General features: G+C 42.8%; 14 protein-coding genes. 9 read left to right on the top strand and 5 right to left on the bottom strand.

Features of this window, described 5'->3' with window-relative positions:
• Window positions 1-116: 116 nt before the first annotated feature.
• Together EKB01_RS05620 and EKB01_RS05615 are read right to left on the bottom strand one after the other, a co-directional pair.
• Complete coding sequence (locus EKB01_RS05620) at window positions 117-1,661, bottom strand: peptide chain release factor 3 (RefSeq protein ID WP_167266007.1); 1,545 nt, start codon at window positions 1,659-1,661, stop codon at window positions 117-119.
• Between the two features lie 143 nt (window positions 1,662-1,804).
• Entirely contained in the window at window positions 1,805-2,497 is a 693-nt protein-coding gene (locus EKB01_RS05615) for a TIGR02206 family membrane protein (protein ID WP_167266004.1), read from the bottom strand.
• Between the two features lie 165 nt (window positions 2,498-2,662).
• On the opposite strand from EKB01_RS05615, the gene gatC reads away from it, so the two are divergent.
• The 9 genes from gatC to nusB all read left to right on the top strand — a co-directional run bounded on the left by gatC (window position 2,663) and on the right by nusB (window position 9,989).
• Window positions 2,663-2,965 carry an Asp-tRNA(Asn)/Glu-tRNA(Gln) amidotransferase subunit GatC gene (gene gatC / locus EKB01_RS05610; RefSeq protein WP_109289680.1) on the top strand — a complete coding sequence of 101 codons (303 nt, stop codon included), beginning with the start codon at window positions 2,663-2,665 and terminating at the stop codon, window positions 2,963-2,965.
• A complete protein-coding gene (gene gatA / locus EKB01_RS05605) occupies window positions 2,965-4,431 on the top strand; it encodes an Asp-tRNA(Asn)/Glu-tRNA(Gln) amidotransferase subunit GatA (protein ID WP_109289679.1) in 1,467 nt (488 codons plus the stop codon). The genes gatC and gatA overlap by 1 nt, the downstream gene beginning before the upstream one ends.
• Complete coding sequence (gene gatB, locus EKB01_RS05600) at window positions 4,431-5,876, top strand: Asp-tRNA(Asn)/Glu-tRNA(Gln) amidotransferase subunit GatB (RefSeq protein WP_109289678.1); 1,446 nt, start codon at window positions 4,431-4,433, stop codon at window positions 5,874-5,876. The genes gatA and gatB overlap by 1 nt, the downstream gene beginning before the upstream one ends.
• Window positions 5,877-5,933: 57 nt before the next feature.
• A complete protein-coding gene (locus EKB01_RS05595; RefSeq protein WP_109289677.1) occupies window positions 5,934-6,329 on the top strand; it encodes a hypothetical protein in 396 nt (131 codons plus the stop codon).
• A gap of 99 nt (window positions 6,330-6,428) precedes the next feature.
• On the top strand, window positions 6,429-7,385 hold the full coding sequence (locus tag EKB01_RS05590; RefSeq protein WP_167266001.1) for a zinc-ribbon domain-containing transport protein: 957 nt from the start codon (window positions 6,429-6,431) through the stop codon (window positions 7,383-7,385).
• 8 nt (window positions 7,386-7,393) lie between these two features.
• On the top strand, window positions 7,394-8,521 hold the full coding sequence (locus EKB01_RS05585) for an SPFH domain-containing protein (RefSeq protein WP_049550251.1): 1,128 nt from the start codon (window positions 7,394-7,396) through the stop codon (window positions 8,519-8,521).
• Between the two features lie 81 nt (window positions 8,522-8,602).
• Window positions 8,603-9,163, top strand: coding sequence for an elongation factor P (efp, locus tag EKB01_RS05580; RefSeq protein WP_000568640.1), 561 nt, complete (start codon window positions 8,603-8,605; stop codon window positions 9,161-9,163).
• Between the two features lie 21 nt (window positions 9,164-9,184).
• The gene (locus EKB01_RS05575) at window positions 9,185-9,574 is read left to right on the top strand and encodes an Asp23/Gls24 family envelope stress response protein (protein WP_000510584.1); all 390 of its coding nucleotides are present in this window, start codon (window positions 9,185-9,187) and stop codon (window positions 9,572-9,574) included.
• A complete protein-coding gene (gene nusB, locus EKB01_RS05570; RefSeq protein ID WP_000203659.1) occupies window positions 9,567-9,989 on the top strand; it encodes a transcription antitermination factor NusB in 423 nt (140 codons plus the stop codon). Before EKB01_RS05575 ends, nusB begins: the two co-directional genes overlap by 8 nt.
• 48 nt (window positions 9,990-10,037) lie before the next feature.
• Here the strand turns inward: nusB and EKB01_RS05565 are convergent, their stop codons facing one another.
• The 3 genes from EKB01_RS05565 to accD form a co-directional block, all read right to left on the bottom strand.
• Window positions 10,038-10,739 (bottom strand): type II CAAX endopeptidase family protein, encoded by a 702-nt coding sequence (locus EKB01_RS05565; RefSeq protein ID WP_049550250.1) that lies wholly within the window; start codon window positions 10,737-10,739, stop codon window positions 10,038-10,040.
• Between the two features lie 147 nt (window positions 10,740-10,886).
• Window positions 10,887-11,654 (bottom strand): acetyl-CoA carboxylase carboxyl transferase subunit alpha, encoded by a 768-nt coding sequence (locus EKB01_RS05560; protein WP_033583746.1) that lies wholly within the window; start codon window positions 11,652-11,654, stop codon window positions 10,887-10,889.
• Window positions 11,651-12,517, bottom strand: a complete 867-nt coding sequence (gene accD, locus EKB01_RS05555) for an acetyl-CoA carboxylase, carboxyltransferase subunit beta (RefSeq protein WP_049550249.1) — start codon at window positions 12,515-12,517, stop codon at window positions 11,651-11,653. Before accD ends, EKB01_RS05560 begins: the two co-directional genes overlap by 4 nt.
• Window positions 12,518-12,552 lie beyond the last annotated feature (35 nt).

The following is a 12,552-nucleotide window of genomic DNA, read 5'->3' as shown; positions in this document are numbered from 1 at the left end:
AGAAAAACTGAACACGCCCTAAAAGCATCGAGAAAAAGATAAAATCTTCTAGAAACTACGTTCCTTCGGCGATTTTCCTATTTTCTTCTCGCTTTTTTACGGGCTTTGTATCTTCATCACATTTTCTCTTCCAACTCTACGTCTGGATATTTATCCGCAAACCAGCGGAGGGCAAAGTCATTTTCAAAGAGGAAGACTGGTTGGTCAAAGCGGTCCTTAGCCAAGATATTGCGGCTTGAGGACATCCGTTCATCCAAGTCCTCAGGCTTGATCCAACGAACAGTCTTTTTACCCATTGGGCTCATGACCACTTCTGCATTGTACTCGCCTTCCATGCGGTGCTTAAAGACTTCAAACTGGAGTTGTCCCACAGCACCCAGCATATACTCGCCTGTTTGGTAATTCTTGTAAAGCTGAATGGCTCCCTCTTGCACCAATTGCTCAATCCCCTTGTGGAAGGATTTTTGCTTCATGACATTCTTAGGCGAAACCTTCATGAAAATCTCTGGAGTAAAGGTTGGTAGTGGTTCAAACTCAAATTTGTTTTTTCCAACGGTCAAGGTATCTCCAACTTGATAGGTACCCGTATCATAAACCCCGATAATATCTCCAGCCACGGCATTGGTTACATTCTCACGACTTTCAGCCATAAACTGGGTAACATTCGACAGCTTAGCTCCCTTACCAGTACGAGGAAGGTTAACACTCATCCCACGCTCAAATTCACCCGATACGATACGAACAAAGGCAATACGGTCACGGTGACGAGGATCCATGTTGGCTTGGATTTTAAAAACGAATCCTGAGAAATCCTTGTCATAAGGATCCACAATTTCGCCATCTGTTTTCTTGTGTCCGTGTGGTTCTGGAGCAAACTTGAGGAAGGTTTCAAGGAAGGTCTGCACCCCAAAGTTTGTCAAGGCTGAACCAAAGAAGACTGGTGTTAATTCACCCGCTAAAATAGCTTCTTCTGAAAATTCATTTCCCGCTTCTTGCAAAAGTTCGATGTCGTCCTTAACCTGAGCGTAGAAAGGATTGCTTCCAAAGAGCTTATCCCCTTCTTCCAGACTGGCAAAACGCTCACCCCCTTTATAGAGCTCCAAGCGTTGGTTATAAAGGTCATACAAGCCTTCAAAGGCTTTCCCCATCCCGATTGGCCAGTTCATAGGATAGCTCGCAATACCTAGGACTTCTTCTAGTTCTTGCAAGAGGTCCAGTGGCTCACGACCGTCACGGTCCAGCTTGTTCATAAAGGTAAAGACTGGGATGCCACGGTGCTTCACAACCTCAAACAATTTCTTGGTTTGGGCCTCGATACCCTTGGCAGAGTCCACGACCATGACCGCAGCATCCACCGCCATCAAGGTCCGATAGGTATCTTCTGAGAAGTCCTCGTGCCCTGGGGTGTCAAGGATGTTGACGCGCTTGCCATCATAGTCAAACTGCATGACAGATGAGGTTACCGAAATACCACGTTGTTTCTCGATATCCATCCAGTCAGACTTGGCAAAAGTCCCTGTTTTCTTTCCTTTTACCGTACCAGCCTCACGAATCTCGCCCCCAAAGTAGAGCAACTGCTCAGTAATGGTTGTTTTCCCCGCGTCCGGGTGAGAAATAATGGCAAAGGTACGGCGTTTCTTGATTTCTTCTTGAATAGTCATAAGTTCTCTTTCTTTGATTTTCTATTTTTAGTTGTTTCAGTAGTTAAGAATGATTTTTACATTGGATTTTACTATTCCTTTCAACTCTCCATTATATCGGATTTTGGGGAGTTTTTCAATTGCTCATCCGATGAAAAGGCAAGCTAGAGCACAGATTGCGCCTGATTTCTCTTTTTCCACCGTTTCTTGAACAAGATATCAAAGAGAACAAGAGCCAGTGAAATGATGGCCGACACAAGGAGGTACTTTAGCCATAGAGGAGCATTCGAGATAAACGGTGTATCTCTTAAGAGACCATAATTTCCACCCGTCACCTGATTAACCCCAACTAGAAAGAGATTGAGGATAAAGGTATAGGCTACAATCATATATTTCTTGAGCAAGGTCTTATCATAGTGATTCATCAAGTAAACCAAGGAATTCACCAAAAGGGCATAGTGGCCAATCAAAAATGAAAAACTGGTAATATGAGGAAAATCATAGGGGTCAAAAACGGGGTAAACCAAAGCAAAGACCGCTCCACTTGCTCCTAAAAGGGCAAAATATTGCTTGCTCCGCCATTTATCAGGCAAGAAAACCACCGCAAACATAGCCAAACGACAATGATAAAATGGAAGGCTATTAGAAAATGGAATCCCAAAACCAACATACCAACTATATAGGGCTAGCAACTGGAGAATCTGAATCCACTTAAACAAGCGGACAAATTTCGGATTTTGGTGATAAGCAAGTGCTCCATAAATACAAAGCACTAAAAGAAGCATCATAGCCCCATACCAAAAGAGTGGAATAGGAGGAGGAACCGTCTGAGATCTGGTGATAAATTGATGGAACATATTTTTATCCTAACTCTTATTTTCTCTATTCTCTAGTTTAACCATTATAGCGAATTAAAAGCGATTTTTCAATTTCTATTTCTTTTCAGTTTGGCTCCCTTATTTATAGGAAAATATGGTAAAATAGAACAGACTAAAAATCATCATTTCACGAAAGGATGCAAGATGAAAATTACGCAAGAAGAGGTAACACACGTTGCCAATCTTTCAAAATTAAGATTCTCTGAAGAAGAAACTGCTGCCTTTGCAACAACCTTGTCTAAGATTGTTGATATGGTTGAATTGCTGGGCGAAGTCGACACAACTGGTGTCGCACCTACTACAACCCTGGCTGACCGCAAGACCGTACTCCGCCCTGATGTGGCCGAAGAAGGAACAGACCGTGACCGCTTGTTTAAAAACGTACCTGAAAAAGAAAACTACTATATCAAGGTACCAGCTATCCTAGATGATGGAGGAGATGCCTAATGACTTTTAATAACAAAACTATTGAAGACTTGCACAACCTCCTTGTCTCTAAGGAAATTTCTGCTACTGAATTGACACAAGCCACGCTTGAAGATATCAAGTCTCGCGAGAAAGCTATCAATGCTTTTGTCACTATCGCTGAAGAACAAGCCCTTGCTCAAGCTAAAGCCATTGATGAAGCTGGAATTGACGCGGATAATGTCCTTTCAGGAATTCCACTGGCTGTTAAGGATAATATTTCTACTGACGGCATCCTCACAACTGCTGCCTCAAAAATGCTCTACAACTACGAGCCAATCTTTGATGCGACAGCCGTTGCCAATGCCAAAGCTAAGGGTATGATTGTTGTCGGAAAAACCAACATGGACGAGTTTGCCATGGGTGGATCAGGTGAAACTTCTTACTACGGTGCCACTAAAAATGCTTGGGACCACAGCAAGGTTCCCGGTGGTTCATCAAGCGGTTCTGCCGCAGCTGTAGCTTCTGGGCAAGTCCGCTTGTCACTTGGTTCTGATACGGGTGGTTCCATCCGCCAACCTGCTGCCTTCAACGGGATCGTTGGTCTCAAGCCAACCTACGGAACGGTTTCACGTTTCGGTCTCATTGCCTTCGGTAGCTCATTAGACCAGATTGGACCTTTTGCACCAACTGTTAAAGAAAATGCCCTCTTGCTCAATGCGATTGCCAGCGAAGATGCTAAAGACTCTACTTCTGCTCCTGTCCGCATTGCCGACTTTACTTCAAAAATTGGTCAAGACATCAAGGGAATGAAAATTGCTTTGCCTAAGGAATACCTTGGTGAAGGGATTGACCCAGAGGTTAAGGAAAACATTCTGAATGCAGCCAAACACTTCGAAAAACTTGGTGCTATCGTCGAAGAAGTCAGCCTTCCTCATTCTAAATACGGTGTTGCCGTTTACTATATCATCGCTTCATCGGAAGCCTCATCAAACTTGCAACGCTTTGACGGTATCCGTTATGGCTACCGCGCAGAAGATGCAAGTAACCTTGATGAAATCTATGTAAACAGCCGTAGCCAAGGTTTCGGTGAAGAAGTGAAACGCCGTATCATGCTAGGTACTTTCAGCCTTTCATCAGGTTACTACGATGCCTACTACAAGAAGGCTGGACAAGTCCGTACCCTCATCATCCAAGATTTCGAAAACGTCTTTGCGGATTACGACTTGATTTTGGGACCAACTGCTCCAAGCGTTGCCTATGACTTGGATTCACTCAACCACGATCCAGTTGCCATGTACTTAGCTGACCTCTTGACCATTCCTGTCAACTTAGCAGGTCTCCCAGGAATTTCGATCCCTGCTGGATTCGCTCAAGGTCTACCTGTCGGTCTGCAATTGATCGGTCCTAAATACTCAGAAGAGACCATTTACCAAGCTGCTGCTGCCTTTGAAGCAACAACAGACTACCACAAACAACAACCCGTGATTTTTGGAGGTGACAACTAATGAACTTTGAAACAGTCATTGGACTTGAAGTCCACGTAGAGCTCAACACCAATTCAAAAATCTTCTCACCTACTTCTGCCCACTTTGGAAATGACCAAAACGCCAACACTAACGTGATTGACTGGTCTTTCCCAGGAGTTCTGCCAGTTCTCAATAAAGGTGTTGTCGATGCCGGTATCAAGGCTGCTCTTGCCCTCAACATGGACATCCACAAAAAGATGCACTTTGACCGCAAGAACTACTTCTATCCTGATAATCCAAAAGCCTACCAAATTTCTCAATTTGATGAGCCAATCGGCTACAACGGCTGGATTGAAGTGGAGCTAGAAGACGGTACGACCAAGAAAATCGGTATCGAACGCGCCCACTTAGAAGAAGACGCTGGTAAAAACACCCACGGTACAGATGGCTACTCTTATGTTGACCTCAACCGCCAAGGGGTGCCATTGATTGAGATTGTATCTGAAGCGGACATGCGTTCCCCAGAAGAAGCCTATGCTTATCTAACTGCCCTAAAGGAAGTCATCCAGTACGCTGGCATTTCTGACGTTAAGATGGAAGAAGGTTCCATGCGTGTGGATGCCAATATCTCCCTTCGTCCTTATGGTCAAGAAAAATTCGGTACCAAGACTGAGTTGAAAAACCTCAACTCCTTCTCAAACGTTCGCAAGGGTCTCGAATACGAAGTCCAACGTCAGGCTGAAATCCTTCGCTCAGGTGGTCAAATCCGCCAAGAAACACGCCGTTACGATGAAGCCAACAAAGCAACCATCCTCATGCGTGTCAAAGAAGGTACTGCAGACTACCGCTACTTCCCAGAACCAGACCTCCCACTCTTTGAAATTTCAGACGAGTGGATTGAGGAAATGCGTACTGAACTGCCAGAGTTTCCAAAAGAACGCCGTGCGCGCTACGTATCTGACCTTGGCTTGTCAGACTACGATGCCAGCCAGTTGACTGCAAACAAAGTCACTTCTGACTTCTTTGAAAAAGCTGTTGCCCTCGGTGGCGATGCCAAACAAGTCTCTAACTGGCTCCAAGGTGAAGTCGCTCAGTTCTTGAATGCTGAAGGCAAAACACTGGAACAAATCGAATTGACACCAGAAAACTTAGTAGAAATGATTGCCATCATCGAAGATGGTACGATTTCTTCTAAGATTGCCAAGAAAGTCTTTGTCCACCTGGCTAAAAATGGCGGTGGCGCGCGTGAATACGTGGAAAAAGCAGGCTTGGTGCAAATCTCAGATCCAAATGTCTTGATCCCAATCATCCACCAAGTCTTTGCGGATAACGAAGCTGCCGTTGCCGACTTCAAATCAGGCAAACGCAACGCAGACAAGGCCTTCACAGGATTCCTTATGAAGGCAACCAAAGGGCAAGCCAATCCACAAGTTGCCCTTAAACTCCTTGCACAGGAATTGGCCAAGTTGAAAGAAAGTGAGTAATTTACTCTTTATACACTTTTTTCTACTTTTAAGACGAGAATGAGACAAGGAGAATAAATGAACAAATTTTTACGATTGCTATTTGTCTTAGTCATCATCGCTATGTTAGGCGCTTCTATACTACAAATTTTCTTTCCATCGTACATGGGAAGCCACTCCGGGTACGGAATATCTGCTGGTTGGCAACGAGAAATTGGAATATGGAATTTAGCTGTATTGATTATTATTCTCGCTATCAATATTAAATACGATTGGTTCTATCTACGAATCGCACTTCTTGCTCTCATTATTGGCGGAATTGGAATAGGAACAAATCACTTACTCAATTATATGGAGTATCACTCTCCTGTAAATGCTATCGGTGTTTTTGAAAATTACTTGCTAGCAATAGGATGGATTGTGGGATGGCTCATCGAACGCCATTCCATAAAGAAGCTAAATGCTAGTAAATAACGCCTAGTATATCTTAAATGATTTTTAAAGGTTATTAAATAGTTTAATAATCATTCGAATTCAGAATGCTACCTTTTCAATCATATAGTTAGGAGACACATGAAAAAGTTTTACGCTCTTTTAATGACCTGCTTATTACTTGTTTTTCTATCCGTGCCTCAAATCGTTGATGCGGGTGTCGGACATTCCAGAAGTGGAGGGAGCAGCCGCAGTAGCTCCAGAAGTAGCAGCCGCTCAAGTGGAGGTGGAAGTCGTTCTGGCGGCTCATCCTACCACTACTACCGCTCTGGATACGGCTCATCCTCTGACAGTTCTACTAGCTCTCCCTATCTAGGATTTATGTTCATATTAGTTGGAGGAATCATACTAGTTGTTATCGTCAAATCCTTGCAGAGTAAGTCTGGAGATTCGAGTTCAACCTACACTAATAATGATTATCAAACGCTCCATCGTCGAGTTGAACACAACACACTGGCCATTAGTCGTGTTAAAAATGGGGATCCAAACTTTGACGCTGATGCCTTCACATCTTGGGTTAAGGAAGTTTATCTTAAATTGCAGGTTGCCTGGACTGAGAAAAACTGGAATTCAGTCCGTGCGCTAGAAAGTACTAGTCTCTACTCCCAACACAGTGCCCAACTCGAAGACCATATTCGTGCTAAAACAACCAATGTTTTAGAGAAAGTTTGTATCGAAAATGTTCGCATCAAGGAGTTTATTGAAAATCCAGACGGAAACGATACCTTAGTGGTGATTCTATCATCAATTTTACGAGACTATGTCATTGACGATGAGACTCGCCGTGTTCTTGAAGGAGATCCTAAAAAAGATCTCTTCACCGTGTATCAATTGAACTTTATCCGTCAACACGGTAGCCAAACGCAAGCAGTCAATCCAGACCAAGTTGTGAGCGACCACTGTCCAAACTGTGGCGCCCCATTGAAAATCTCTGCAGTTAGCGAGTGCGACTACTGTGGTGCCAATCTCTCACGCAGTCCAAACCAATGGGTACTCGATACCTATGATGTTGTGGATGAAGACGAGCTTTATAATTAGGAGGAATTATGGGATTTATACGTGCAGCCTTATCAGCAGGCTTAAATAGTTTTAATGATAGTAAATTCAAGGAAGCCATTGTCCTTCCAGATAATGTCTCTGGCGACGCCTTGGCCGTCAAGGGACAATTACTCACAAAAGACCCAGATGGACGTTCTCGTCACAGCAATCAAAATACTGGACTCTTGTCGGATGGCAGTGTGGTTATCGTTCCCCAAGGCTATACCGCTCTTTTGGTAAACAACGGTACCTTCCTTGGTGAAGTTCTCGAAGCTGGTAGCCACGAATGGCAAGCTGGTGATAACGCCTGGCTCCTTGAAAAAGGTGGTTTAAAAGGCACTTGGGAAAACTTTAAAAACCGTTTCTCTTTTGGTGGACAAGTCATCACCCAACAAGAAATTATCTTTATCCGCATGCAACCTATTGCAGGTAATAAGTTCGGCACACAAAATGCGGTCGAATATTTCAGCGAACGTTATCAACAACTGCTTAACATCCGTTTCTATGGCTTGTTTGATGTAAAAATAGCAGATCCAGTCCTCTTCTACGTGAGCTCTGTTAGCCGTCAAATTACTGACGGACAGCCATTTACTCTCCAAGATGTAGCTCAAGGAACGCTCCGTCAAAATATCGCACCGAAAATCGCGATTGCCATTGCCAAATATACCAACGAAAACAAGGTTGATATCTATAGCCTCAATGCCAACCAAGACACCTTTAACGAACTCGCTAAACAAGAGGTCAACAAGGTTTGGACAGGCCTCTACGGGATTGAAGCAACTAATATCTTGCTTGAAGACCTCAGCTACGACCAAGAAAGTCTTGATATCGTTCGCAAGCTTGATAGTGAGCTCGTGGCAATGAAGTACAACACGATTGAAATCGAAGAACGCCGTGCGCGTAACGAAGCACTCATTGCTGCAGCTTCCAACGAAGGAAATGGCAATGGGATGAACATGTTTATGGGCATGAATCTTGGCCAAACTCTCGGTGGTCAACTAAGCCAACAAGTTCAAAATCAAGCACCGGCTCAAAATACTGGGCAAACTGCCAGCAAGAATTTTTACATCGAAGTCGATGGAAAATACGTCCTCGTTACTAAAGACGAAGATGGAAATATCGTACCAGTCAACTAATTAAGCTCCTTCTGATATTTGAGTAATGTTGTCTTTTATGGTACAATAAAGAGTAAATTATTTTATTAAAGAGGTAAAAACATGATTGAAGCAAGTAAATTAAAGGCTGGTATGACCTTTGAAACAGCTGACGGAAAATTGATCCGCGTTTTGGAAGCTAGCCACCACAAACCAGGTAAAGGAAATACCATCATGCGTATGAAATTGCGTGATGTCCGTACTGGTTCTACATTTGACACAAGCTACCGTCCAGAGGAAAAATTTGAACAAGCTATCATCGAGACTGTCCCAGCTCAATACTTGTACAAAATGGATGACACAGCCTACTTCATGAATACAGAAACTTACGACCAATACGAAATCCCTGTAGTCAACGTTGAAAACGAATTGCTTTACATCCTTGAAAACTCAGATGTGAAGATCCAATTCTACGGAACTGAAGTGATTGGTGTCACCGTTCCTACTACTGTTGAATTGACAGTTGCAGAAACTCAACCATCTATCAAAGGTGCTACGGTTACAGGTTCTGGTAAACCAGCAACGATGGAAACTGGACTTGTCGTAAACGTTCCAGACTTCATCGAAGCAGGACAAAAACTCGTTATCAACACTGCAGAAGGAACTTACGTTTCTCGTGCCTAATCTCTAGAAAGAGGTCATTCTATGGGAATTGAAGAACAACTTGGCGAAATTGTTATCGCCCCACGTGTACTTGAAAAAATCATTGCTATTGCTACTGCAAAAGTAGAGGGTGTTCACTCTTTTTCAAACAAATCAGTATCTGATACCCTCTCAAAACTTTCACTCGGCCGTGGCGTTTATCTAAAAAACGTGGACGAAGAACTCACAGCTGATATCTACCTCTACCTAGAGTACGGAGTAAAAGTTCCTAAAGTAGCGGTTGCTATCCAGAAAGCGGTCAAAGATGCCGTCCGTAATATGGCTGATGTAGAACTCGCTGCTATCAATATTCACGTTGCAGGTATCGTTCCAGATAAAACACCAAAACCAGAATTGAAAGATCTATTTGACGAGGACTTCCTCAATGACTAGTCCACTATTAGAATCTAGACGCCAACTCCGTAAATGCGCTTTTCAAGCACTCATGAGTCTTGAGTTCGGTACGGATGTCGAAACTGCTTGTCGTTTCGCCTATACTCATGATCGTGAAGATACGGATGTGCAACTTCCAGCCTTTTTGACAGAGCTAGTTTCTGGTGTTCAAGCTAAAAAGGAAGAACTAGACAAGCAAATCACACAGCATTTAAAAGCAGGTTGGACCATCGAGCGTTTAACACTCGTGGAGAGAAACCTCCTTCGCTTGGGAGTCTTTGAAATCACTTCATTTGACACTCCACAGTTGGTTGCTGTTAACGAAGCTATCGAGCTTGCAAAGGACTTCTCAGATCAAAAATCTGCCCGTTTTATCAACGGACTACTCAGCCAGTTTGTAACAGAAGAACAGTAAAAAGAAAAAGTGTTTGATAGATATCAAACACTTTTTCTTTACTTCCTACTATCTAAAAATCAAATAATAAATATAAAATAAGATTGACGGAGCATAGGGAATAACATTATAGAAACTATGACAAACAATGGTAAATCGAAGACTGCCTGTAACTCGATAAGCAACTGCAAATAGAAGACCGAGAATACTATAAATGATGAGACTGATGGGATCACGATGGGATAGAACCAAGTGACTGAGCCCGAAGATGAAAGAAGACAAGATCACATCCAAATAAAACTCCGACTTCGGAAAGAAAGTATTCATAAAATAACCCCTATAGATTGTCTCCTCAACAACAGGTACAATCGAAATGTTAAATATTAAAAATATAAGACTTGATAGAGTCGTTTCTCTTCCGTTTGAGTAAAGTTCTGAAAGAAGGTCTTGGAAAATAAAGCTATGGTCAATTAATCGAATATTCTGCATTCTAAATCCATTTAAAAAAGAATAGATAAGAAAACAAGCCACTAAGAAAGCGAGATAAGACCAGCGCCAACTCTTTTTCTCGAAGATAAAGAGCATCTTCTTCTTTTTCAACCACAAAACGAATAAAAAGAAAATAAGTAACACTTCTCCAACTAGGAAGATTATATAGCTGTCCATTCCTAAACCAAAGGTCCTAGCTAGAGTTATAGCCCCTAATGGAGTTAAATAAATGTACAGGAACATTAAAATCATACAGATTCCTAAATGTATTGTCTTTTTCATTCTTTCTCTCCTAATGGTAAACTCTCTATTAGGGCAATATAGAGGATAGACCATTGATTGTTTTTCTTATTTATCTAGAGTATTCATGTTTATCCATGCTCTATTATCAAAATAGCTAGAACAAAATGTTCTAGCTTTTAAATTTTCTTAGTATTTTCTAAAGCGTTGGTAACGTTCTTCAATAAGTTGGTCGAGTGGTAATCCTTGCAACCTATCTAGTTCTGCACGCAATTCATTTTTAACACAAGCTAGCAGTTCTTTACTTGACAACCCTGCCTCTGAGATTACCTTGTCTACGATTCCCATTTCTAGAAGTTCATGCGAAGTGATTTTCATCAACTCTGCTGCTTCCATAGCACGACTTCCATCCTTCCAAAGGATAGAGGCAAATCCTTCAGGGCTAAGTACGGCGTAGATTGAGTTTTCTAACATCCATACACGGTTAGCTACAGCTAGAGCTAGGGCTCCACCAGATCCACCTTCACCGATAATAATCGCGATGATTGGAACCTTGAGGTCACTCATTTCCATCAGGTTTCGAGCAATTGCTTCACCTTGTCCACGTTCCTCGGCTCCTACACCTGGGTAAGCACCCGCCGTATTGATAAAGGTCACAACTGGACGGCCAAACTTTTCCGCCTGTTTCATCAGGCGCAAGGCCTTACGATAGCCTTCTGGATGAGGTTGCCCAAAATTTCGTTTGAGGTTGTCATGAAGACTCTTCCCCTTTTGGATACCAACGACAGTTACTGCTTGATCACCTAACCAACCAATTCCACCGATAACCGCACCATCATCTCGGAAAGAGCGATCTCCATGCAATTCGATAAACTCGTCAAAAATTCCATTGGCAAAATCAAGTGCTGTCAAACGACTCTGCTCGCGTGCCTCTCTGACTATTTTTGCAATATTCATCCGCGACTTCCTCCATGCAATCTTACTAATTTAGCAATTGTTTCAGGCAATTCTCTCCGTTTGACAATTGCATCAACAAATCCATGTTCCAGCAAAAATTCTGCCTTTTGGAAGTCATCCGGCAAGGTCTCACGAACTGTATTTTCAATAACACGACGCCCAGCAAAACCAACCAAACTCTGTGGCTCCGCTAGGATAATATCACCTTCCATAGCAAAAGAAGCGGTCACCCCACCTGTTGTCGGATCGGTTAAAATAGTTAGGTAAAAAAGTCCGGCCTTGGAATGACGTTGAACTGCCGCAGAAATCTTAGCCATCTGCATCAAGCTCATGATTCCTTCTTGCATACGGGCTCCACCAGAAGCTGTGAAGAGAACGACTGGCAAGTTTTCTACCGTTGCATACTCAAACAAGCGCGTGATTTTTTCACCCACAACGGTTCCCATAGAAGCCATGATAAAGTTTGAATCCATGATCCCAAGGGCAATTTTTTGTCCCTTAATGCTAGCTGTACCAGTCAGTACTGCTTCATCCAGACCTGTCTTTTCACGCATAGTAGCCAATTTTTTCTGGTAGCCAGGAAAGTTTAATGGATCTTGAGTTTCAATACCTGTAAACATCTCCACAAAGCTACCAGAATCAATCGTCAAATCCAAGCGTTCCTGAGCTGAAATACGGAAAGTATAGCTACAATGGGGACAAATTCGTTCGCTCCCAAGATCCTTTTGGTAAATGGTGTGTTTACAACCAGGACACTGGGAGAAGAGTTCATCCGGAACCTCAGGCTTGGCTTGTGGTTTCTGCCTTACGGAACGGTTAGGATTGATCCGAATATACTTATCCTTTTTACTAAATAGAGCCATAACTCCCCCTTTTAGTTCTCATACTGTTTGAAAGT

Source organism: Streptococcus sp. CCUG 71758, assembly GCF_011714815.1.
GTDB lineage: Bacteria > Bacillota > Bacilli > Lactobacillales > Streptococcaceae > Streptococcus > Streptococcus halitosis.
The sequence above is the reverse complement of the archived record's forward strand: the minus strand, read 5'-3'. Positions and strand labels throughout refer to the sequence as shown.